Consider the following 19,974-nt stretch of genomic DNA (forward strand, 5'->3'; position numbering starts at 1 on the left):
GCGACCAAGCCTCCAGGGATGGATTCACGGCGTCCCCGCAAACCCACCGTGCCCCGCCATCCCACGGATAGCCCGCTTTGGCCTTGGCTTTGGCTGTTGCCTCTGCGGGTGCAGGGCTGCAAGCCCTGCCGAAACCCCTTACCCCGCCATCACCGCTTCAATCTCGTCAGCGCTGCGCGCCAGACCTTCGGTCAGCACGCGATGCCCGTCATCGGTGATCAGCACGTCATCCTCGGTACGGATGCCGATACCGCGCCAGCGCGGTTCCACCGTCGTATCGTCCACGCCGATATACAGCCCCGGCTCGATGGTGAATGCCATGCCCGGCTCCAGCAGGCGCGAATCGCCGGCCAGGCGATAGTCACCCACGTCGTGTACGTCCATGCCGATCCAGTGCCCGGTCTTGTGCCGGTAGAAACGCTGGTACAGGCCCTCGGACAGGTTCTTTTCCAGCGTGCCCTTCAGCAGGCCCAGCCGCAGCAGGCCTTCGGTCAGGGTCTGCACCGCCGCCAGGTGACCCATCTCGTAAGCCACGCCCGGCTTGGCCTGGGCCAGTGCCGCGGCCTGCGCGTCACCGACAAGGTCATGCAGCGCGCGCTGCTCGGCGCTGAAGCGGCCATTCACCGGGAACGTGCGGGTGATGTCGCTGGCATAGCCGCGGTATTCGGCACCGGCGTCGATCAGCACCAGCTCACCATCGCGCGAACGTGCGTTGTTGTCGCGGTAATGCAGGATGCAGCCGTTGCGACCTGCACCGACGATGCTGCAATAGGCCGGCACCGCGTCGTTGGCGCGGAACACGCGTTCCAGCTCCGCCTGCAGTTCGTACTCGTGGATGCCTGCCTTGGCCGCCTTCATTGCTGCCAGATGCGCACGTACACTGATCTGCGCGGCGTGGTGCATCAGCCCCACTTCGGCGCCGGACTTGAACAGGCGCTGCTCATGCAGCAGGTGGCCCAGCTCCAGGAACTCATGCGGCGGCTGCGCGCCGTGGCGCACCTGCGAACGCACGCGGTTGACCCAGCCGATCAGCTTCAGGTCGAAATCGGCGTCGCGGCCGAAGTGGTAATAGACGCGCGAACGCCCTTCCAGCAGGCCCGGCAGGATGTCGTCCAGATCGTCGATCGGGTACGCATCGTCCATGCCGTACTGCGCCACCGCGCCTTCCTGGCCGGCGCGGCTGCCGTCCCAGGCCTCGCGCTCGGCATCGCGCTCACGGCAGAACAGGATGGCCTCGCCGTGGCGGCGGCCCGGGATCAACACCAGCACCGCTTCCGGCTCCGGGAAGCCGCTCAGGTACTGGAAGTCCGAATCCTGCCGGAACGGGTAATGGGTATCGAGGCTGCGCACCTTCTCGGCCGCGGCGGGAAGCACCAGGATCGCATCCTCGCCGGCCATGTCCATCAGCTGGCGGCGCCGACGCTTGTATTCGCCGGCCGCGATGCCGGTGCGCTGCTTGATGTCCATCAGTTCAGGCGCTGCCGATGGCGCGAGGCCAGCACCACGTCACCGTGCAGCAGCAACACCGCCACGCGGATGAATTCCTCGATCTCGGACAGGGCTTCGTCATCGTCATCGCCACCGGCCTCGAAATCCTCGCTGGAGGCACGCGCCAGGCTGGCCATGTCGGTCAGCGCTTCTTCGCCCTCTTCGGACAGGGTCGGGCGGCGGCCGCCGCTGCCCAGGCCGAAGCCGCCCAGGAAGGAACGGGTCCAGCTGAACATGGCATCAGCCTGCGCGGACACGTCGTCGCCATCGGTCAGCAGCAGTTCGAAGGCGAAATCGCGGTCTTCCAGTTGCTTGATGGTGACCTGCAGCAGCTGCCCCAGCACGCTGTCGGCGGCCACCGGCGGCAGGTTGTCGTCGGCCAGCACACGCGCCGGCCAATCATTGCCGGGGGCACCACCGGCGGCCAGCCAGCCGCACAGTGCGCCGTGCAGCTCGGCAGCGGTGGCGCCCAGGCCCAGTTCCTGGCTGGCGCGGGTAACGTCGTCGACGGAGGGAAGTTCGGTCATCGTGCGGCTCGTTCGGAAAGGAAACCCGGGGCGCGCACGCGCGCGCCCGTGAGACCCCGTAGTGTAGCAACCCGACGGCATCCTCTCTGCGACCGTCAGGCCTTGCTGCGACAACGCTTGACCGCCCTTACCCGGCTTGCCTATCGTGCCCGTATGGAACCCGCCGATCCCCTTGCCCAGCTGCAGGACTTCGCTGCCCGCGTGGAAGCGTTGCTTGAACGCAACCAGCGCCTGGCCGAGGAGAACCGCAGCCTGCGCCACCAGCAGGAACAGCTGGTGGCCGAGCGTTCCACGCTGCTGGCCAAGAACGAGCAGGCACGCTCGCGGGTGGAAGCAATGATCAGCCGGCTCAAATCCCTGGAGCAGCACACATGAGCGCCGAACCGGTCAGTGTCCGCATCCTCGATCGTGAATACACCGTGGGTGTCGGCGGCGATGAACGCGACAGCCTGATGGCGGCCGCGCGCCTGCTCGACGCGCGCATGCGCGAAATCCGCGGCAGCAACCGCATGGCCGCGGTCGACCGCGTCGCCGTGCTGGCGGCGTTGAACCTGGCCCATGAACTGCAGCTGCTGCGCGACGAGAACGCCCGCCAGGCGGTGGCGCTGCAGCAGACGCTGGCCGACCTGAACCGGCGCCTGGACCGTGCGATTGACGGCACCCCGTAGAAGAGGGGACGGAGGGAATCAAGGCGCATTCGCCCCTTCCGTGCCGGAAACGTCTTAATCCCCCTCCGTCCCCTTTTCTCATATCTGAATTGGCACGGACTGTTGCCGACGAACGGCCTATCCAGATCCTGCGTGCTGGCTATAATGGCCACGCGTTCTCTGCGGTACTCGACGGCATGTGCAAACATTCGCCTTGTCCCTTAAGAACGACACCGGGAGCGCGACAGCGCCGGGAGTGCAGGTCCGCCTTGTAGCGGGAAGCCCGATGGTTCTCCAGCGTTCCCACTTGAGCCCCCGGGTTCAAGGTCGTTTCGCATGCATCGACATTGCGGAGAATGCAATATTCCAGCAAGGGCGGCGTCTTCGGGCGTCGCCCTTGTTCTTTCCGGCACAATGACGGCTGATCCTTGCCGCACGCTGCCATGACCGACCCGCGCCAGGCCCTGCGCCACGACCTGCGGCAACGCCGCCGCGACCTTTCCGCCGCTGAGCGCATCGCCGCCGCCGAATCGCTTGCCGATGCCCTGCTGGCCCTGCCGTTCGCCCCGCGCGAAGGCGCCGTGGCCGGCTACTGGGCGCTGGATGGCGAAATCGCCCTGCACCGCTGGCAGCTGCAGCTGCCCGAAGGGCTCACCTACTGCCTGCCAGTGCTGGCCGGCGACGTGCTGCGCTTCGCGCCGTGGCGGCCCGGGCAGCCGCTGACCAGCAACCGCTATGGCATTCCCGAGCCGGACGTGGCGATGGAAGACACCCTGGAACCGTCGCAGATGGCGTTGGTCGTGACCCCGCTGGTGGGCTTCGACACACAGTGCCGGCGGCTGGGCATGGGGGGCGGCTGGTATGATCGCAGCTTCGCCTTCCGCCACGACCGGCCGGCGCCGCCCTGGCTGGTCGGTGCTGCATTCGCGGTGCAGCAGGTCGAGTCCTTGCCGGTGGCGTCGTGGGACGTACCGGTGGATGCGATCTGCACCGAAGACGGCACCCTGCTCCCCTCCGCTGCCCCCGTGAACGCATGACCGCCCGCAAGCGCTACTGGCTGATGAAGTCCGAACCGGACGCCTTCTCCATCGATGACCTGGCCAAGGTCAAGGTCGAACCCTGGAACGGGGTGCGCAACTACCAGGCGCGCAATTTCATGCGCGATGGCATGCAGGTAGGCGACGGCATCCTGTTCTACCACTCCAATACCAAGGTGCCGGGCATCGTCGGCCTGGCCACGGTGGCCAGCCCGGCCTACCCGGACGACACCCAGTTCGACCCCAGATCCGACTACCACGACCCCAAGAGCACGCGCGAGAACCCGCGCTGGATGCTGGTGGACGTGGCCTTCGACCGCAAGCTCAAGCAGGTGATCGCGCTGGACGAGATCAAGCTGCACGCCGAAGCGCTGGGCGAAGGCTTCCCGCTGGTTGCCAAGGGCAACCGCCTGTCGGTATTCCCGGTGACGGCTGCGCAGTGGAAGCTGCTGCTGTCGCTGGAAAAGAAATCCTGATTCCCTGCCTGAGAGTTCTCCCATGTCCGAAGCCAAGCGCCTGGCCGCCGAGAAAGCCATCGAGTACGTAGAAGACGGCATGATCGTCGGTGTCGGCACCGGTTCCACCGTGGCCTATTTCATCGATGCCCTGGCCCGCATCCAGCACCGCATCAAGGGTGCCGTGTCCAGCTCCGAACAGAGCACCGCGCGCCTGAAGCAGCACGGCATCGAGGTGATCGAGCTGAACCACAGCGGCAACCTGTCGCTGTACGTGGACGGCGCCGATGAGTGCGATGCCAACAAGTGCCTGATCAAGGGCGGCGGCGCCGCACTGACCCGCGAGAAGATCATCGCCGAGGCCAGCGAGCGCTTCATCTGCATCGTCGACCCGAGCAAGCAGGTGCCGGTGCTGGGCAAGTTCCCGCTGCCGGTGGAAGTGATCCCGATGGCGCGCAGCCTGGTCGCCCGCCAGATCCGCGACATGACCGGCGGCCAGCCGACCTGGCGCGAAGGCGTGGTCACCGACAACGGCAACCAGATCCTGGACATCCACAACCTGCAGATCACCGATCCGGAAAAGCTGGAGCGCGAGCTCAACCAGCTGCCCGGCGTGGTCTGCGTGGGCCTGTTCGCGCGCCGCCGCGCCGATGTGGTGATCGTCGGTGGTGAGCCGCCGGTCGTGCTCTGACCCTTTCGAAGGATCCTGACGATGTCGCTGTTGCGTTCGCTGCTGATGCTTCCGCTGCTGGCCCTGGCCGGCTGTGCTACCGACGCGGCCCGCCATTGGGTCGAGCTGGATGGCGCCCGCTACCAGGTGGAGCTGGCCACCAACGATGAAACCCGCGCGCGCGGGTTGATGTTCCGCGACCAGATGGCCGCCGATCACGGCATGCTGTTCATCCACGACCGCGAGGAAATGCAGGCGTACTGGATGAAGAACACCAAGCTTGCGCTGGACATCCTGTACTTCGACAGCCAGCGCAAGCTGGTCAGCCAGCAGCGCGATGTGCCGCCGTGCTCGGCCGGCGACATGTGCCCGCCCTACCCCAGCGGTGGCCCGGCGCGTTACGTGCTGGAGCTCAACGCCGGCCAGGCCGAGAAGCTCAAGCTGAAGGACGGCACGGAGCTGAAATTCGGCCCAGGCATCGAGTAACAGGGTTCTGCCCGCGGTAGTGGCGGCCGCGGGGCGGCCCCCCCGCCGGGGGGGGGTCGCAGTGGCCCCCGCCACGGGGCTGAGCCCCCGGGGTTTTACCCGGCGCCGCTTGAAACCGCCTGCAATTGCCGCCAGTCTGTGGTCATGCAGGACCAGATCTCACTCCCCGACTGGGATGCACTGGCCGACCTCGAAGACGAGGCGCTGCCATTGTTGCCGACCGCGCTGCTGATCGCGCGCGATGAATACCCCGATCTGCAGCCGTCCACCTACGACGCGCTGATCCAGAGCCACGTCGACCACCTCCGCTCGGAAGTGGACAGCATCGACAACAGCCCGCTGAAGATGGCGGCGATCAACCGCCACCTGTTCGACGAGCTGGGCTACAGCGGCGACCACGACGAGTATTACGACCCGCGCAACAGCTACCTCAACCAGGTATTCGAGCGCCGCCTGGGCAACCCGATCTCGCTGGCACTGGTGCAGATGGAAGTCGCGCGCCGACTGGGAATCCCGCTCGACGGCGTGTCCTTCCCCGGCCACTTCCTGGTGCGCCTGCCGGTGGACGACGGTGTGCTGGTGATGGACCCGTTCAATGGCGGCCGCCCGCTTGACGTGGACGAACTGCGCGAGCGGGCCAAGTCACACCTGGGCGGGCAGATGCCCGACGACCAGGTGCTGGCGCAGATCCTCGACCCGGCCCCTGCGCGCGCGATCCTGATGCGGATGCTGCGCAACCTGCACGGTGTGTATGCCGAAGCGGGCGAATGGGACCGTGCCGCACGCAGTGCCGACCGCCTGCTGAAGCTGGCCCCGGAGCAGGACGATGCGCTGCGTGACCGCGGCCTGGCCTACCTGCAACTGGAGTACCTGGCCGGTGCCCGCCATGACCTGGGGCAGTACCTGAAGCGCAATCCCGAGGCCAGCGATGCGCAGTGGCTGCGCGAGAAGCTGGTCGACCTGGGCGGGCCGATGCCGCGGCTGCATTGATTCTTTCAGGTGTGCGGACCAACGGTCCGCACCCACCCCAACGGTCCGCACCCACAGAAGGGCCTGCAGGCCCCTCCCTCAATCGACCTCGACCATCTCGAAATCGGCCTTGGTCACGCCGCAGTCCGGGCAGGTCCAGGTCTCGGGAATGTCCTCCCAGCGCGTCCCCGGCGCGATGCCCTCCTCCGGCAAGCCTTCCGCTTCGCTGTAAAGGAAGCCGCAGACCACGCACATCCAGGTGCGCAAGGTGGTGGGGGTGGCATCGCTCATCGGATAATCAGGGCTGGATTCACGGGCCGCCATTGTCCCATCGCGGTCCACTCACCGGTAGCCATCGATGACTTCTGCTTCCCCGGCGCCCCGCGGCGTCTACCTGATCACCCCGGACGAGCCCGATACCGCGCGCCTGCTGGCCCGCACCGCGCCACTGCTGGCCGCGGGCGTCACCTGGCTGCAGTACCGCAACAAGACCGCCAGTGACGCGCTGCGGCGCGAGCAGGCCACCGCCCTGCAGGCGCTGTGCGTGGAACACGGCGTGCCGCTGATCGTCAACGACGACCCGGCGCTGGCCAAGACGGTCGGCGCAGCCGGCGTGCACCTGGGCGGCACCGACGGCGACATCCCCAGCGCGCGCGCCCTGCTCGGTGCCGAGGCCATCATCGGCGCCTCCTGCTATGACCAGCTGGCCAATGCCGAGAAGGCCGTGGCGGCCGGCGCCAGCTACGTGGCCTTCGGCGCGTTCTTCCCGACCACCACCAAGATCACCACCAGCCGCGCCCATACCGACCTGCTGCGGCAAAGCGCCGCACTGGGCGTGCCGCGGGTGGCGATCGGCGGCCTGACGCCGGACAATGTCGGTCCCATCATCGACGCCGGCGCCGATCTGGTCGCCGTGGTCAGCAGCGTGTTCGCCGCCGAAGACCCGGTGGCGGTCCAGCGCGCCTACCTCGCCCAGTTCGCGTAATGCCCAGGAAATCCGCATGAACCACGACCAGTCCCACGCCCTGTTCTCCCGCGCCCAGCAGCTGCTGCCGGGCGGCGTCAATTCGCCGGTGCGCGCGTTCAAATCGGTCGGTGGCGAACCGTTCTTCGTCGAGCGCGCCGACGGTGCCTACCTGTACGACGTCGATGGAAACCGCTACATCGATTACGTCGGTTCCTGGGGCCCGATGATCGTCGGCCACAATCACACGGCGGTGCGCCAGGCGGTGAAGAAGGCCATCGACAATGGCCTGTCCTTCGGTGCGCCGTGCGCGGCCGAAGTGACCATGGCCGAGACCATCACCCGACTGGTGCCGTCGTGCGAGATGGTGCGCATGGTCAACTCCGGCACCGAAGCCACGCTGTCGGCGATCCGCCTGGCGCGCGGCGCCACCGGCCGCAACCGCATCGTGAAATTCGAAGGCTGCTACCACGGCCATGGCGACTCGTTCCTGGTCAAGGCCGGCAGTGGCATGCTGACCCTGGGCGTGCCGACCTCGCCGGGCGTGCCGGCCGGCCTGAGCGAACTGACCCTGACCCTGCCCTACAACGACTTCGAAGCGGCCACTGCCCTGTTCGAGCAGCAGGGTGGCGACATTGCCGGCCTGATCATCGAACCGGTGGTCGGCAACGCCAACTGCATTCCGCCGCGCGACGGTTATCTGCAGCACCTGCGCGAACTGTGCACGAAGCATGGCGCGCTGCTGATCTTCGACGAAGTGATGACCGGTTTCCGCGTCGCCCTCGGCGGTGCGCAGGCGCACTACAGCATCACCCCGGACCTGACCACCTTCGGCAAGATCATCGGCGGCGGCATGCCGGTGGGCGCCTACGGCGGTCGTCGCGAGCTGATGCAGCAGATCGCCCCGGCCGGCCCGATCTACCAGGCCGGTACGCTGAGCGGCAACCCGGTGGCGATGGCCGCCGGCCTGGCGCTGCTGGAACTGATCCAGCAGCCGGGTTTCCACGCCGACCTGGCCGAGCGCACCGCACGCCTGTGTGCCGGCCTGGAAGCGGCCGCCGCCGAAGCCGGCGTGGCCGTGACCACCACCTGCGTGGGCGCGATGTTCGGGCTGTTCTTCACCAGTGAGAAGGTGGAGACCTATGCACAGGCCACGGCCTGTGACATCCCGGCGTTCAACCGCTTCTTCCACGCGATGCTGGACCAGGGCGTGTTCCTGGCACCGTCGGCGTACGAGGCCGGCTTCCTGTCCAGCGCCCACGACGATGCCGTGATCGAGGCGACGCTGGCCGCAGCACGCGTGGCGTTCAAGGCCGCCAAGGGCTGAGCCCGCTCTGGTAGGTGCCAACCTCGGTTGGCACTGCCGCATCTGGTAGGTGCCAACCTTGGTTGGCACAGAGCAGTCGAGCATGGCTCGACTCTACAGACGGCATCAACCGAAGACGAACTTGCCCTTCATCATCGCGAAGTGGCCGGGGAACGAGCAGAAGAAGGTGTAATCCCCACCCTTCTGCAGGCCCTGGGTAGAGAAGCGCACGCGCGTGGTCTCGCCACCGCCGATCACCTTGGTGTGCGCCAGCACGCGCTTGTCGGCCTTCGGCAGGTAGCTGTCGGCCAGGGTCATACGCATGCCAGCCATCGCCACCGGCTGGTAATCCGCGCTGCGGGTCAGCACCCAGTTGTGGCCCATCGCGGTAGCGGCCAGCTTGCCGGTGTGGCGCAGGGTCAGATCCACGGCGGTGCAATCAGCGGCCACCTTGATCTCGCGGCTGCTGAAGCTCATCTGGTCGGTGCTGTCGATGCTCACCGCGCACACCCGCGCCATCGCTGACGGCGCCAGCATCAGCGCGCCCAGTCCCACTGCCACCATCCAAGCCTTCATCGTTGCATCTCCTGCGGATTCAAGCGCCATTCTAGGCAGGCCCCTGCGGCCGCGTCTGCGACCGTCTGTCGCATGGCTGCTCCAGGGTTTCCCGCGTGTTCACTGCAATGGCATGCTCGACCAATGCGGATCGACCTGTTGCTGCTCGATGTGGATGGCGTGCTGGTGCAGTACCAGCGCGCGCAGCGCGTGCTGTACCTTGCGCAGGCGCTGGATGTCGTGCCGGAAACCGTGCAGGCCGCGCTGTACGACAGCGGGCTGGAAGCGGCACATGACAATGGCACGCTGGATGGCCCGGCCTATCTGGCGCAGCTGAGCAAACAGCTGGGCCGCACCGTTGATGTGCACACCTGGATCGCGGCGCGACAGGCCGCCAGCCATCCGCGGGCTGCCGTGTTGCAGCGGCTGCAGGCCCTGCCGCTGCCGCTGGCCGTACTGACCAACAATGGCGCGTTGATGGTACAGGCGTTGCCCACCCTGCTGCCGGAACTGTTCCCGTCCCTGCAGGACCGCGTGTTCTGCAGCGCGGATTTCGGCCTGCGCAAACCGGCGCCTGCGGTATTCCTGCGCACGCTTGAGGTACTCGGCGTGGCACCTGCGCGCACGCTGTTCGTCGATGACCTGTTCGCCAATGTGCGCGGCGCACGCGCCGCCGGCCTGCACGCGGAAACCGTGCGTGATGGCCGTGGGCTGGGCAAGGTGTTGAAACGTTACGCGGTGAGCTGATCGGGGTCAGAGCCCTCTCCGCAGGAGAGGGATCCGACCCCAGCGCCGCGGCGTCAGCGCGCGGCGATGAACGCAGCAATCGCCGCGCGCAGGCGCTTCAGGCCTTCGGCCACTTCTTCGTCAGTGATGTTCAGCGACGGCACGAAGCGCAGCACGTCCGGGCCGGCCTGCAGGGTCAGCAGGCCCTGCTCGGCGGCGTGGTCGAGGATCGCACCGGCCTGGCCGGCGAAGTCCTTGCTCAGCACCGCGCCCAGCATCAGGCCACGGCCGCGCACGTCGCTGAACACACCGAACTCGTCGTTGATGCGGGCGAAGCCATCGCGCAGCGCCTTCGACTGGCGGCTGACGTTGGCGGCGATCTCCGCCGAGGCCAGCTTGCGCAGTGCCACGCGGGCCACCGCAGCAGCCAGCGGGTTGCCGCCGAAGGTAGTGCCGTGTGCGCCGAACTGCATGGTTTCGGCCACCTTCGGGCCGGCCAGCATCGCACCGATCGGGAAGCCACCACCCAGCGCCTTGGCCAGGGTGACCATGTCCGGTACCACATCGTCCTGCCAGTGCGCGAACAGAGTACCGGTGCGGCCCATGCCGGCCTGGATCTCGTCCAGCACCAGCAGTGCGTTGTGCTGGTCGCACAGTTCGCGCACGCGCTTGAGGAAACCGGACTTGGCCGGCATCACCCCGCCCTCGCCCTGGATCGGCTCCAGCATCACTGCGGCCACGTCGCCGGCGGCCATCGCGGTTTCCAGCTGCACCTCATCGTTGAAATCGATGTAGCGGAAGCCACCGGGCAGCGGCTCGTAGCCTTCCTGGTACTTCGGCTGAGCGGTGGCGGTCACCGCGCCCATGGTGCGGCCGTGGAAGCTGCCGCGGAAGGTGATGATGACGCGCTTGTCGGCCGGGCGGCCCTGGCTGGAGGCCCACTTGCGGACCATCTTGATCGCCACTTCGTTGGCTTCGGCGCCGGAGTTGCACAGGAACACGCGCTCGGCGAAGCGACTGGCCTTCACCAGCTCCTCGGCCAGGTGCAACGGCGGCGCGCTGTAGAACACGTTGCTGGTGTGCCAGAGCTTGCCGGCCTGCTCGACCAGCGCGGCGACCAGGTCCGGGTCGTTGTGGCCCAGGCCACACACGGCGATGCCGGCGGCCAGGTCGATGAACTCACGGCCCTGGCTGTCCCACACGCGGGCGCCCTGGCCTCGTTCCAGTACCACCTGGCGGGGCTTGTAGACCGGCAGGTAATAGTGCGAAAGGGAGATCAGCGGATCGGTAGCGGCGGTCATGGCAGTCGGCAGGGTTCAGGAATCCCCATTCTCGCGCCGGAACCCCTGCGGCACAATGCGCCCATGCGACCGTTTTCCGCCCCCCAGCTGAACCCCGCCACCGAGACCGGCTGGCGCCGTCGGTGGTTCGACATCATCTACCGCCACGACACCCGCCCCTCGCGCAATTTCGACCTGATCCTGGTGGTGGCGATCATCGCCAGCATCCTGGTAGTGATGATCGACAGCGTGCAGCACCTGCATGCCGAATGGTCCACCGGCCTGTACATCCTGGAATGGGGCTTCACGATCATCTTCACCGCCGAGTACCTGCTGCGGCTGGCGGTGGTCAAACGCCCGCTGCGTTACGCGGTGAGCATCTGGGGCATCATCGACCTGCTGTCGATCCTGCCCGCCTACCTGTCGATGTTCATCCCCGGCGCGCAGAGCCTGCTGGTGGTGCGTGCGCTGCGCATCCTGCGCGTGTTCCGCATCCTCAAGCTGACCCGCTACATCGAGGAAAGCGGCGTATTGATGACGTCACTGTGGCGCAGCCGGCGCAAGGTGCTGGTGTTCCTGTTTACGGTGATCACCATCACCATCATCGCCGGTGCGCTGATGTACGTGATCGAGGGCCCCGAACACGGCTTCACCAACATCCCGGCCAGCATGTACTGGGCAGTGGTGACCATGGCCACGGTCGGCTTCGGCGACATCGTGCCGCAGACCGTGCTCGGCCGCTTCGTCACCTCGGTGCTGATCCTGATCGGCTACAGCATCATCGCCGTGCCCACCGGCATCTATACCGCCGAGCTGGCCAGCACCATGCGTGAAGCCGAGCAGGCCGCGCGCCGCGATGCGCGTGGCTGCCCGGACTGCGGACTGGAAGGCCATGAACCGGATGCACTGCACTGCCGCAAGTGCGGCGGCAAGCTGCCGGATGCGTTCAACCATTGAGACACATGCCGGCCAGCGGCCGGCACTACCTCTCGGCGGTTACGCATGGATGCGTGTGCCGTTGCTCACCGCATGCGGTTGCTGGTGGTCACCAGATCATTGTATGCGGCGAGGATCGTTGACTGCGCTCCTTCCGGGTCGGTGGTGAGCCAACTGCCCGACGCCTTCCGCTCTGCCGCCAGCGCTTCGGCGGTGATCGGTTTGTGCTGCTCCAGGCGCTCGACGCCACGTCCCGCAGTACGCACCAGCTTGTCCGCCGAACGCTGCACGTGGCCCCACATCGGGTCGTCCTTGCCGACGCCGCCGTTCTGGATTTCCGTCACCAGTGCCTGATAGTCAGCCAGCTGCACGCGCAGCGCCGCAACATCCGGTGCGTCGTCCTGGAACGCCGTGGCCAGTAGCTTGCCGTCGCCCAGCAGGCGAAGGTGATAGTAGGCCAGCGAGCGCCCTTCGCTCTCCTCGATCTGCTTCAGCTGCGCGGCACGGCGATCGTTCTCGTTCTTTTCCAGCGCCACATCCATCGCTTCGCTGGCCTTGAAGAAATCAGCATAGGCCTGCATCAGCGGGGCATGCTGGCTGCGCATCCCTTCACCGCCATCACGACGATAATCCTCGCGGGTGAAGTATCCATCGGCGCGCTCGACCAGGGTGTTCAATGCCTGGAAGGCCTGCTGATAGTCACGCGCGGGGCCATCCATCTGCAAGGCCGGGGTCTTCGCCAGCGCGTCGGTCAGTGGCTGGCCGCAGTACTCGACGCGGTGCGACAGCACCTTCCCGGGCGAACGCGGTTGCGCTTCCTTGCCGGTCGGGCCGGCTTCAGGGTCCTTCATCCAGCTGGTGTAGGTCTGGAAACCCTCGTGAATGGGTTGTTCAACGCCGTTGTAGCACTCGATGTAGGCGTTCACCTTCTCCAGGCTGGGGTCGGCCAGCGACAACCCTGCCGACTTGTTGCAGCCGCTCAGGCCAGCCACAGCGCCGATCAGCAGCAGCTGCACGATACGCAGACAGGAAGTCATCATGGTCTCTCGCATGGGTGCTGGCGCGCCGGTCACTGGCGGTTGCTCTGGAAAACGAGCGTGTTGTATTCCTGCATCAGCTTGTTGGCAGAGCCACGCGGCGCCATCGACGGCGAATCAAGCATGCGTCGTTCGAAATCGGTGTAAGGCTTCTTCTCGCTGACGCGCTGCAGCCGCTCCTTGCCTTCGCGCCGGAAATTCTCGGCCCCACGCTCGAAGCCTTCCCAGTCCGACTTGCCCGGTTCCTGGTCGGCAACCTCGGCGTGCGCTTCATCGGAAATGCGGTTGAAGGCATCCAGGCGTTCGCGGGCCTTGGCCTGATCGAAATCATCCTCGCTCATCAGATCCATGATGGCCTTGGCTTCCAGCATCATCGCCAGACGGTAGTACTCGCGCGTGCGCCCCTCGGCCTGTTCCAGCGCCTTGAGCTGCTCGCGCTGGGCGGCGTCGTTCTGGCGCTCCAGCTCGGCATTGAACGTTTCGCTGGCAGCCACGAAATCCTTGAAGGCAGCCATCAAGGGCGCGTGCAGCTGCTTGCCCTTGGCGAACTGGTCGTCTTCGTAGTCCTGGCGATCGTAGTAGTCATGCGCGTCCTTGCTGACCGGCACCAGCGCCTTCAGCGCCTGCTGGTAGTGACCTGCAGCCGCATCGAGTTCGGCCAGCGCCGGCTTGGCAGCAATCGCCTCGGTCACCGGGGCGTCGCACTGCTTCATGTCGTAGTCGCTGATCTCGAACGGGCCGTACACGTGCGTCTCGCGTCCGGTCGGGCCAGCGTCGACATCCTTGATCCAGCGCGTGTAGGACTGGATGCTGCCGTGGGTTTTCGAATCCAGCGCGTTGAAGCAGCCGATGTAGGCGTTGAGCTTGGCGGTCAGCTGCTGCTGTGTATCGGACGGGGCCGTGCTGGCGTCCGGCGTGCCGGAGGCAGCGGCGCCGCCCGCAGCTACGGGTGCCTTGCCACCGCAGGCGGTCAGGATCAACGACAGCGAAGCGGCCAGCGCCGCGACGGAAAGAGTGCGTGACATGTGCTCACATCCTTGTTGAAAACGATTACAGCCACGCATTCTAGCGCAGCAGGCCGAGGGTCGCAGCCCTCGGCCTCTTCCAGCGACGCGCGGTCAATCCAGGAACAGATCCGGCAACAACGGCCGCGACGGATCCACCGCGTATCCGGAAAGATCGGTGATACCGGCCTGTGCCAGCACTTCATCGTCGATCAGGAACTGGCCGTGGAAGCCGGCCGCTTCACGCACCAGCACCGCATGTGCGGCATCGGCCATGATCTGCGGCGTGCGGCAGCCAGCCGCATCCACGCCCGGAATCATGTTGATCGCATCGGTGGCGATCACCGTGCGCGGCCACAGCGCATTCACCGCCACGCCCTGCGGACCGAATTCGGCGGCCAGGCCCAGGGTGACGAAGCTCATGCCCATCTTCGCCAGCGTGTAGCCGGTGTGCGGTGCCCACCACTTCGGCTCCAGGCTCGGCGGCGGCGCCAGGGTGAGGATGTGCGGGTTCGGCGCCTGCAGCAGGTACGGCAGGCAGGCCTGCGCGCACAGGAAGCTGCCACGCGAATTGACCTGCTGCATCAGGTCGAAGCGCTTCATCGGCGTATCCAGCGTGCCGCGCAACCAGATCGCGCTGGCGTTGTTGATCAGGATGTCGATGCCACCGAAGGTATCGACCGTGGCCGCCACCGCCGCCTGCACCTGCTCTTCCTCGCGGATGTCGCACTTCAGGGCCAGGCCCTGGCCGCCAGCCGCCGTTACCGCTTCGGCCGCGGTATGGATGGTGCCCGGCAGCTTCGGGTTCGGCACCGACGACTTGGCCGCAATGGCCACATTGGCGCCGTCGCGCGCAGCGCGCAGTGCGATGGCCAGGCCGATGCCGCGCGAGGCACCGGTGATGAAAAGCGTTTTGCCCTGCAGACTGCCCACGTTCCACACTCCAGCGTATGCAATGAGCCGCTAGTATGCCGCGCCGACGCGGAGTTCACCTGTCCTTGACGATACTCGGGCCTCCAGACAACGCACGAGGTCCACGCCATGCGCCGTTCCCGCCTGTTGCTGCCTGCCCTGGGGCTTGCCCTGCTGACTGCCTGCCAGGGCCGTTCGCCGGAACCCGGAAAGGAGCCGCCCGCCGGTGACGCGCCCAGCGCGGAGAAGGCCGCCGCCGACGGCAAGCTGCGCTGGAGCGAGGCGGTGGTCTGGGATGGCGATCTCAATGCCTGCCGCCAGGGCGAGAATGCTGCGACCCGCGATTGCCTGCGTGATGCGATGCGCGCCGGTGGCGCCAGTACCGATGCCGTTACCGCCGCCGAGCAGTTGTCCAGCGGCGGTGAGCTGGCCTATGTGACCGCCTGGCACGAGAACGAAGGACTGGGCATTGCCACGGTCGAGTATCCGTTCCGCGCCAACACCAACGAAGGCACCCGCCTGGTCGACGCCAGCGGCAAGCGCATCGATGTGGATGCCGTGCAATGGGACGACACCCTGCGTGCCGACCCCGCCGTGCAGGAACTGCTGAAGGCCAACCCGCAGGCCACGCCGTTCGCCCCGGCGCAGTCGGCCGGGGCCACGCCACTGGAGAATGGCGGCATCCGCGTGATGTATCGCACGCCACTGCGCGACTGCCACGCCTGCCCGGATGTGGGCCAGCTGCAGATCGCCTACGACTTCGACGCCAAGCGCAACTTCATCGGCCAGCAGGTGGTGCCGGCGACGCCGTAAGGTCACCGGCGTCTGTAGAGCCGAGCCATGCTCGGCTCATTGAATGCAGCCGAGCATGGCTCGGCTCCACATCATCGCCACTAGCAAGACCCTTCACTCGAATTCGCAAGAATCGTCCGCGACGTCCACCGGCTCTTCGAGGCCGGCCATCCGCACATCGTGCTTGTTTCCACCAGAACCCTTCATTGCCACCTCAGGCATAGCAGACCAAGCTTTCAATTCGAGGAGATATCAGCTCGGCACCGTCCCAGCGGATGATTTCCAGCTCCAGCAGACGGTCGTTTGCGTCCGCATGAAGAATCGGCGTGAGTTCAGCACCATCTGCGTCCTGCATCTGCAGCTCGACGGGATACGCGTGCTGGCCTTGGTACGGAGGACGCTCATATCCGGAAATGACGAATCCCACCCGAGCTCCACCAAGACCCATTTCCACGGCCGCTGCGAGAGCAAGGTCGGCGTGAAGCTGCGAGGCAGAGGCCTCAGGCAGATGAGATGCCACAGCCTCGATCAACTGCCTTTCAAAGCAGGAAACAGCACGCGTCGGATTGCTCATCGCATCGTTGATCTCAGGGTTGCTCCCGTACCGACTCACCGCGCCCCCCGGCCCTGCTTACATCGCGTTGGACTGGTGCTGGAGTGCCGCATGCAGAATCCACGTTTCAGTGACACTTGGCAATGACCGACGAGCATGTAATGGATCGCAAACTGCATCCACGCATGGCGTGGATCTACCGGTACGCCTGCACCTGCTTCCTCAGCAGATGCGGCACGATCAACCGATGCACCGGCGCGACCGGCAGCATGTACACGCGCCCGAACGCGTTGTGCGTATGCACCACCGTCGCCACCTCCAGCACGGCGCCCTGCCACTGCAGGGCTAGCTGCACACGCAGGTGGCGATCGTCGTCTTCCAGCACGATCGCATCGTCAGTCAGCGACTGCAGGGTGAAGATGCCCAGCCGCTGCCCGGGTTGAGGATCCGCAACATCCTGCACCGCACGCAATGAGCCCAGGTGCTTCATGCCGAGCAGGCGCATGCCGTGGTTGCGCAGCGCCATCAATCCGTCGAACCAGCCGGGAATGGTCGCGGCCATATCGCGATAGGCCTGCAAGGCCGAGCGTCCATCACGATGGGTCGTCGCCTGGCAGGCGTGCACGAAGTCGGCGCCGGCCAGCTGTGGGCGCAGGACGCTGCCCGCGCTTGGCGGGCCGGTCGCCACCTGCGCAGGGCTCACGGCTTCGGCCCCTGCCCCTCGTTGTCTTCCCAATGCAGGATGCGGCGGGTGACGAAGCGGTAGACCGGCTTGCCGGTGGCGAACCACAGTTCGCGCACCCACGAGGTGCGCTTGAGCACGCGCTTCTCCACCGGGGTGAGCGACTCGCGGCAATACATGCGCTTGTGCTTGAGCAGATGGCGCAGATCCTCGCGGGCCAGCAGGCGCATCCAGCGCGAGCGCGGGTTGCCGATCACCGCCAGCTGGAAGTCGATCAATGCCGGGCGGCCATCGTCGGTGACCAGCCAGTTGGCTTCCTTGGCCAGATCATTGTGTGCCACGCCATTGCGATGCAGCTTCTGCAGCAGGCGACGCGCGGCGCGGAACCAGGCCAGGTCACCGCGTGGCGGACGCTGGTACATGGCATCACCGGCCATGAAGCTGCGGTCGAGTTGACGGCCATCCCAAGCCAGCAGCTGCGGCACATCGGCCATGCCGTGGATGTGGCGCAGCGCGCGCGCTTCACGGCGGGCCAGCCACCAGGCCGGCAGCCGCAGCCACAGCGGCGTGGCGCCCAGGTCACGGCGTACGAAGGGACCGGCAGGCCCTTCCACAAGGAGGATGCGACCGAAGCTGTCGGCCTTCAGGGCGTGCGAGGGCGTGTCTGGCGAATGCGGCATGTGCCCATTCTAGGCGATGGCGCCGGTTGCAAACGGTCACGAAGCGGCTGGGAACCAGTCACCTTCACGCCCCTATAATCGGGCAATGGACTCTTCATGGATCGACGCCACCCTTGCGTGGATTGCCGCTCACCCCGTGCTGGCGGGTGCCGTTATCTTCCTCATCGCCTTCTGCGATGCGGTGATCATTCTCGGTGCCATCGTGCCGGCCCTGCCGCTGCTTTTCGCGGTGGGCGTGTTCATCGGCCTGGGCCAGATCTCCGGGCCGTATGCGGTGGCGGCGGCGGCGCTGGGTGCGTTCGCTGGTGATGGCATCAGCTACTGGATCGGCCGCCGCTGGGGCGACCGCCTGCGTGGCGTGTGGCCGTTCAGCCGCTACCCGCAGCTGCTCGACCGCGGCGAGAACCTGTTCCGCCGCAATGCCTTCAAGAGCATCCTGATCGCACGCTACGTGGGCGCTATCCGCCCGTTCGTGCCGGCCATCGCCGGCATGATGAAGATGCCCGCCAGCCGCTATGTGCAGGCCAGCGGTATCGCCAGCATTTCCTGGGCGGTGCTGTTCCTGGCCCCGGGCTGGATTCTCGGCGAGGCCTACGACGCGGTGGCTGCGGTGGCTGGGCGACTGGTGGTGGTGGTCGGCCTGCTGGCGGTGATCCTCGGCCTGGTCTGGGCCATCGTGCTGTACGGCTACCGCTGGTCGGCCGCACGCATGGATAACTGGCTGGCACGCCTGCTGGACTGGTCCAACCGCCACCCGACGCTGGGTCGCTACACCGTCGGCGTGCTTGATCCCAAGCGCCGCGAATCGGTGCCGCTGGCGATGCTGGCGTTGATGCTGCTGGTACTGGGCTGGGGCTGGTTCGCGCTACTGACCGTGGTGGTCGCACACGGCGAGCCGCTGGCGATCGACCTGCTGGTGCACCAGGCCATGCTGGCGCTGCGCAACCCGCTGGCCGACTACCCGATGGCCGCACTGGCATCGCTGGGCGCCTGGCAGGTACTGCTGCCGGCCACCGCGGCGGCGATGGGCTACCTGATCTGGCGCCGACGCTGGATGGCGGCCGCGCACTGGCTGGCCGCGCTTGCCTTCGGCCTGGCGCTGACCATGCTGCTCGGTGCCACCGTGGATGTGGTGCGCCCGGTCGATGCCAGCAGCGGCTTTGGCTTCCCGTCGGTGTCGGTGACCATGGCCACCATCACCTTCGGTTTCTTCGCGGTGCTGATCGCCCGCGAGATGCCCGGTCGCACCCGCGTCTGGCCGTACCTGGTGTCGGGCATCGTGGTCAGCCTGATCGGCTTCTCGCGCCTGTACCTGGGCGCGCATTGGCTGAGCGATGTGATCGGCGGCATGCTGTTCGGCACGTTCTGGCTGCTGGTGCTGGGCATCGCCTACCGCCGCCGCTTCAACCGCTCGTTCTGGGTGAAGCCGGTGGCCTGGCTGTTCTACGGCGTCTTCGCCGTGGCGGCGATGTGGTACGCGCCGCGCCACATTCCGGTGAAGCTGGAGCGGTTCGAGCCGACCCTGCCGGCACCGCAGGCGATGGATGCGCAAGCCTGGTGGCAGCACGACTGGGCCACGCTGCCGGCGCGCCGCAACGAATTCGACGACGACCAGCGCTGGCCGCTGGACGTGCAGGTGGCGGGCCCGCTGGCGCCGCTGCAGGCGCAGCTGGAAGCCCGCGGCTGGAAGCGGCAGGAGCAGGCCGGCTGGCAGCAGGCGCTGCTGATGCTGGACAAGAACACCGGCGCCGATGAGCTGCCGGTATTGCCGGCAACGCTGGACACCCGCGTGGAAGCCTTGCTGATGGTGCGCCAGGGCGCGAAGCCGGATGAGCGCTATGTGCTGCGCTTGTGGCCGGCACCCGCGCAGCTGCAGCCGGGCAACACGCCGCTGTGGCTGGGCAGTGCACAGACCCTGCGTTACGAGCGCCACTTCGAATGGATCGGCATGTGGCACCCGCTGCGTGGTGTCGACCCGGCGTTGAACGCGGTGAAGGACGCCGTGCAGGACCTGCCGCAGCGGGAGGATGTGCACAGCGAAACCGGGCTGCCGGTGTTGCGGTTGAAGACCATGCCGTGATCGAGCCGGTGCTTCTCTGGTAGTCGCCAACCTTGGTTGGCGCTTCGGGAAAAGGCCGCCAACCAAGGTTGGCATCTACCGGTTCCGGCGCGCTCTGGCCGTCGCCAACCTTGGTTGGCGTTTCCCGGTTCCGCTGCGCTCCGGCCGTCGCCAACCCTGGTTGGCGTTTCCCGGTTCCGCTGCGCCCT

Annotated in this window: 24 protein-coding genes and 1 other RNA gene; 14 read left to right on the top strand and 11 right to left on the bottom strand. The window is 66.7% G+C overall.

The annotated features are described in order from the left end of the window. Positions 1 to 138 precede the first annotated feature (138 nt). Together V3B25_RS18610 and V3B25_RS18615 are read right to left on the bottom strand one after the other, a co-directional pair. The gene (locus V3B25_RS18610) at positions 139 to 1,461 is read right to left on the bottom strand and encodes an aminopeptidase P N-terminal domain-containing protein (protein WP_329811310.1); all 1,323 of its coding nucleotides are present in this window, start codon (positions 1,459 to 1,461) and stop codon (positions 139 to 141) included. Positions 1,462 to 1,466: 5 nt separating this feature from the next. Beyond that, positions 1,467 to 2,015 (bottom strand): YecA family protein, encoded by a 549-nt coding sequence (locus V3B25_RS18615; RefSeq protein WP_032128368.1) that lies wholly within the window; start codon positions 2,013 to 2,015, stop codon positions 1,467 to 1,469. A 153-nt stretch (positions 2,016 to 2,168) separates the two neighbouring features. On the opposite strand from V3B25_RS18615, the gene V3B25_RS18620 reads away from it, so the two are divergent. The 8 genes from V3B25_RS18620 to V3B25_RS18655 all read left to right on the top strand — a co-directional run bounded on the left by V3B25_RS18620 (position 2,169) and on the right by V3B25_RS18655 (position 6,300). Then, entirely contained in the window at positions 2,169 to 2,390 is a 222-nt protein-coding gene (locus tag V3B25_RS18620; protein ID WP_005410898.1) for a TIGR02449 family protein, read from the top strand. Beyond that, positions 2,387 to 2,683, top strand: coding sequence for a cell division protein ZapA (locus tag V3B25_RS18625; RefSeq protein WP_005410899.1), 297 nt, complete (start codon positions 2,387 to 2,389; stop codon positions 2,681 to 2,683). Before V3B25_RS18620 ends, V3B25_RS18625 begins: the two co-directional genes overlap by 4 nt. A gap of 153 nt (positions 2,684 to 2,836) precedes the next feature. After that, a non-coding RNA gene (ssrS, locus tag V3B25_RS18630) (6S RNA) lies at positions 2,837 to 3,022 on the top strand. A gap of 83 nt (positions 3,023 to 3,105) precedes the next feature. Continuing rightward, positions 3,106 to 3,699, top strand: a complete 594-nt coding sequence (locus V3B25_RS18635) for a 5-formyltetrahydrofolate cyclo-ligase (protein ID WP_329811268.1) — start codon at positions 3,106 to 3,108, stop codon at positions 3,697 to 3,699. Continuing rightward, on the top strand, positions 3,696 to 4,175 hold the full coding sequence (locus V3B25_RS18640; RefSeq protein ID WP_329811270.1) for an EVE domain-containing protein: 480 nt from the start codon (positions 3,696 to 3,698) through the stop codon (positions 4,173 to 4,175). Before V3B25_RS18635 ends, V3B25_RS18640 begins: the two co-directional genes overlap by 4 nt. Positions 4,176 to 4,197: 22 nt before the next feature. Beyond that, positions 4,198 to 4,845 carry a ribose-5-phosphate isomerase RpiA gene (rpiA, locus tag V3B25_RS18645; protein ID WP_006389802.1) on the top strand — a complete coding sequence of 216 codons (648 nt, stop codon included), beginning with the start codon at positions 4,198 to 4,200 and terminating at the stop codon, positions 4,843 to 4,845. Positions 4,846 to 4,866: 21 nt separating this feature from the next. Further along, the gene (locus V3B25_RS18650) at positions 4,867 to 5,310 is read left to right on the top strand and encodes a DUF192 domain-containing protein (protein ID WP_049421686.1); all 444 of its coding nucleotides are present in this window, start codon (positions 4,867 to 4,869) and stop codon (positions 5,308 to 5,310) included. Between the two features lie 144 nt (positions 5,311 to 5,454). Further along, entirely contained in the window at positions 5,455 to 6,300 is an 846-nt protein-coding gene (locus V3B25_RS18655; protein WP_329811272.1) for a SirB1 family protein, read from the top strand. 78 nt (positions 6,301 to 6,378) lie between these two features. Here V3B25_RS18655 and V3B25_RS18660 read toward each other — a convergent pair whose 3' ends face one another. Beyond that, positions 6,379 to 6,603, bottom strand: a complete 225-nt coding sequence (locus tag V3B25_RS18660) for a rubredoxin (RefSeq protein ID WP_014038358.1) — start codon at positions 6,601 to 6,603, stop codon at positions 6,379 to 6,381. 34 nt (positions 6,604 to 6,637) lie between these two features. Here V3B25_RS18660 and thiE point away from each other — a divergent pair, with 34 nt between their 5' ends. Both thiE and hemL read left to right on the top strand, forming a co-directional pair. Further along, positions 6,638 to 7,264 (top strand): thiamine phosphate synthase, encoded by a 627-nt coding sequence (gene thiE, locus V3B25_RS18665; RefSeq protein ID WP_049421687.1) that lies wholly within the window; start codon positions 6,638 to 6,640, stop codon positions 7,262 to 7,264. A gap of 16 nt (positions 7,265 to 7,280) precedes the next feature. After that, the gene (gene hemL / locus V3B25_RS18670; protein ID WP_329811274.1) at positions 7,281 to 8,570 is read left to right on the top strand and encodes a glutamate-1-semialdehyde 2,1-aminomutase; all 1,290 of its coding nucleotides are present in this window, start codon (positions 7,281 to 7,283) and stop codon (positions 8,568 to 8,570) included. A gap of 105 nt (positions 8,571 to 8,675) precedes the next feature. Here the strand turns inward: hemL and azu are convergent, their stop codons facing one another. Then, positions 8,676 to 9,125, bottom strand: a complete 450-nt coding sequence (gene azu / locus V3B25_RS18675; RefSeq protein ID WP_006389875.1) for an azurin — start codon at positions 9,123 to 9,125, stop codon at positions 8,676 to 8,678. A gap of 123 nt (positions 9,126 to 9,248) precedes the next feature. Here azu and V3B25_RS18680 point away from each other — a divergent pair, with 123 nt between their 5' ends. Beyond that, entirely contained in the window at positions 9,249 to 9,851 is a 603-nt protein-coding gene (locus V3B25_RS18680; RefSeq protein ID WP_329811276.1) for an HAD-IA family hydrolase, read from the top strand. A 53-nt stretch (positions 9,852 to 9,904) separates the two neighbouring features. On the opposite strand, the gene V3B25_RS18685 is transcribed toward V3B25_RS18680, so the two are convergent. Beyond that, positions 9,905 to 11,131, bottom strand: a complete 1,227-nt coding sequence (locus V3B25_RS18685; RefSeq protein ID WP_006467246.1) for an acetylornithine transaminase — start codon at positions 11,129 to 11,131, stop codon at positions 9,905 to 9,907. A 63-nt stretch (positions 11,132 to 11,194) separates the two neighbouring features. Between V3B25_RS18685 and V3B25_RS18690 the strand changes: the two genes are divergently transcribed. After that, on the top strand, positions 11,195 to 12,067 hold the full coding sequence (locus V3B25_RS18690) for an ion transporter (RefSeq protein WP_032128376.1): 873 nt from the start codon (positions 11,195 to 11,197) through the stop codon (positions 12,065 to 12,067). 65 nt (positions 12,068 to 12,132) lie between these two features. Here the strand turns inward: V3B25_RS18690 and V3B25_RS18695 are convergent, their stop codons facing one another. The 3 genes from V3B25_RS18695 to V3B25_RS18705 all read right to left on the bottom strand — a co-directional run bounded on the left by V3B25_RS18695 (position 12,133) and on the right by V3B25_RS18705 (position 15,020). After that, complete coding sequence (locus V3B25_RS18695) at positions 12,133 to 13,083, bottom strand: YiiG family protein (protein WP_329811280.1); 951 nt, start codon at positions 13,081 to 13,083, stop codon at positions 12,133 to 12,135. Positions 13,084 to 13,115: 32 nt separating this feature from the next. Further along, complete coding sequence (locus V3B25_RS18700; protein ID WP_329811282.1) at positions 13,116 to 14,108, bottom strand: YiiG family protein; 993 nt, start codon at positions 14,106 to 14,108, stop codon at positions 13,116 to 13,118. A gap of 93 nt (positions 14,109 to 14,201) precedes the next feature. Next, entirely contained in the window at positions 14,202 to 15,020 is an 819-nt protein-coding gene (locus tag V3B25_RS18705) for an NAD(P)-dependent oxidoreductase (RefSeq protein WP_071228178.1), read from the bottom strand. Positions 15,021 to 15,128: 108 nt separating this feature from the next. Between V3B25_RS18705 and V3B25_RS18710 the strand changes: the two genes are divergently transcribed. After that, positions 15,129 to 15,812: a hypothetical protein gene (locus V3B25_RS18710; protein WP_329811284.1), complete on the top strand. Its 684-nt coding sequence runs from the start codon at positions 15,129 to 15,131 to the stop codon at positions 15,810 to 15,812. A gap of 193 nt (positions 15,813 to 16,005) precedes the next feature. Here the strand turns inward: V3B25_RS18710 and V3B25_RS18715 are convergent, their stop codons facing one another. The 3 genes from V3B25_RS18715 to V3B25_RS18725 all read right to left on the bottom strand — a co-directional run bounded on the left by V3B25_RS18715 (position 16,006) and on the right by V3B25_RS18725 (position 17,706). Then, on the bottom strand, positions 16,006 to 16,365 hold the full coding sequence (locus V3B25_RS18715; protein WP_049421701.1) for a hypothetical protein: 360 nt from the start codon (positions 16,363 to 16,365) through the stop codon (positions 16,006 to 16,008). A gap of 175 nt (positions 16,366 to 16,540) precedes the next feature. Further along, positions 16,541 to 17,047, bottom strand: a complete 507-nt coding sequence (locus tag V3B25_RS18720) for a DUF2867 domain-containing protein (RefSeq protein ID WP_329811287.1) — start codon at positions 17,045 to 17,047, stop codon at positions 16,541 to 16,543. Continuing rightward, positions 17,044 to 17,706 (bottom strand): serine/threonine-protein kinase, encoded by a 663-nt coding sequence (locus V3B25_RS18725; RefSeq protein ID WP_329811289.1) that lies wholly within the window; start codon positions 17,704 to 17,706, stop codon positions 17,044 to 17,046. Before V3B25_RS18725 ends, V3B25_RS18720 begins: the two co-directional genes overlap by 4 nt. Before the next feature lie 85 nt (positions 17,707 to 17,791). Here V3B25_RS18725 and V3B25_RS18730 point away from each other — a divergent pair, with 85 nt between their 5' ends. Continuing rightward, the gene (locus V3B25_RS18730; RefSeq protein ID WP_049421707.1) at positions 17,792 to 19,786 is read left to right on the top strand and encodes a bifunctional DedA family/phosphatase PAP2 family protein; all 1,995 of its coding nucleotides are present in this window, start codon (positions 17,792 to 17,794) and stop codon (positions 19,784 to 19,786) included. Positions 19,787 to 19,974: the final 188 nt, after the last annotated feature.

Source organism: Stenotrophomonas sp. SMYL8, from assembly GCF_036320065.1.
GTDB lineage: Bacteria > Pseudomonadota > Gammaproteobacteria > Xanthomonadales > Xanthomonadaceae > Stenotrophomonas > Stenotrophomonas maltophilia_A.

What these genes read in the sequence shown, in the direction of transcription:
- azu (WP_006389875.1), bottom strand. Translation starts at nt 9,125, where the DNA reads ATGAAGGCTTGGATGGTGGCAGTGGGACTGGGCGCGCTGATGCTGGCG.
- V3B25_RS18615 (WP_032128368.1), bottom strand. Translation starts at nt 2,015, where the DNA reads ATGACCGAACTTCCCTCCGTCGACGACGTTACCCGCGCCAGCCAGGAA.
- V3B25_RS18685 (WP_006467246.1), bottom strand. Translation starts at nt 11,131, where the DNA reads ATGACCGCCGCTACCGATCCGCTGATCTCCCTTTCGCACTATTACCTG.
- V3B25_RS18680 (WP_329811276.1), top strand. Translation starts at nt 9,249, where the DNA reads ATGCGGATCGACCTGTTGCTGCTCGATGTGGATGGCGTGCTGGTGCAG.
- V3B25_RS18650 (WP_049421686.1), top strand. Translation starts at nt 4,867, where the DNA reads ATGTCGCTGTTGCGTTCGCTGCTGATGCTTCCGCTGCTGGCCCTGGCC.
- hemL (WP_329811274.1), top strand. Translation starts at nt 7,281, where the DNA reads ATGAACCACGACCAGTCCCACGCCCTGTTCTCCCGCGCCCAGCAGCTG.
- V3B25_RS18640 (WP_329811270.1), top strand. Translation starts at nt 3,696, where the DNA reads ATGACCGCCCGCAAGCGCTACTGGCTGATGAAGTCCGAACCGGACGCC.
- thiE (WP_049421687.1), top strand. Translation starts at nt 6,638, where the DNA reads ATGACTTCTGCTTCCCCGGCGCCCCGCGGCGTCTACCTGATCACCCCG.
- V3B25_RS18625 (WP_005410899.1), top strand. Translation starts at nt 2,387, where the DNA reads ATGAGCGCCGAACCGGTCAGTGTCCGCATCCTCGATCGTGAATACACC.
- V3B25_RS18635 (WP_329811268.1), top strand. Translation starts at nt 3,106, where the DNA reads ATGACCGACCCGCGCCAGGCCCTGCGCCACGACCTGCGGCAACGCCGC.
- V3B25_RS18695 (WP_329811280.1), bottom strand. Translation starts at nt 13,083, where the DNA reads ATGACTTCCTGTCTGCGTATCGTGCAGCTGCTGCTGATCGGCGCTGTG.
- V3B25_RS18730 (WP_049421707.1), top strand. Translation starts at nt 17,792, where the DNA reads ATGGACTCTTCATGGATCGACGCCACCCTTGCGTGGATTGCCGCTCAC.
- V3B25_RS18715 (WP_049421701.1), bottom strand. Translation starts at nt 16,365, where the DNA reads ATGAGCAATCCGACGCGTGCTGTTTCCTGCTTTGAAAGGCAGTTGATC.
- rpiA (WP_006389802.1), top strand. Translation starts at nt 4,198, where the DNA reads ATGTCCGAAGCCAAGCGCCTGGCCGCCGAGAAAGCCATCGAGTACGTA.
- V3B25_RS18700 (WP_329811282.1), bottom strand. Translation starts at nt 14,108, where the DNA reads ATGTCACGCACTCTTTCCGTCGCGGCGCTGGCCGCTTCGCTGTCGTTG.
- V3B25_RS18655 (WP_329811272.1), top strand. Translation starts at nt 5,455, where the DNA reads ATGCAGGACCAGATCTCACTCCCCGACTGGGATGCACTGGCCGACCTC.
- V3B25_RS18690 (WP_032128376.1), top strand. Translation starts at nt 11,195, where the DNA reads ATGCGACCGTTTTCCGCCCCCCAGCTGAACCCCGCCACCGAGACCGGC.
- V3B25_RS18710 (WP_329811284.1), top strand. Translation starts at nt 15,129, where the DNA reads ATGCGCCGTTCCCGCCTGTTGCTGCCTGCCCTGGGGCTTGCCCTGCTG.
- V3B25_RS18660 (WP_014038358.1), bottom strand. Translation starts at nt 6,603, where the DNA reads ATGGCGGCCCGTGAATCCAGCCCTGATTATCCGATGAGCGATGCCACC.
- V3B25_RS18725 (WP_329811289.1), bottom strand. Translation starts at nt 17,706, where the DNA reads ATGCCGCATTCGCCAGACACGCCCTCGCACGCCCTGAAGGCCGACAGC.
- V3B25_RS18620 (WP_005410898.1), top strand. Translation starts at nt 2,169, where the DNA reads ATGGAACCCGCCGATCCCCTTGCCCAGCTGCAGGACTTCGCTGCCCGC.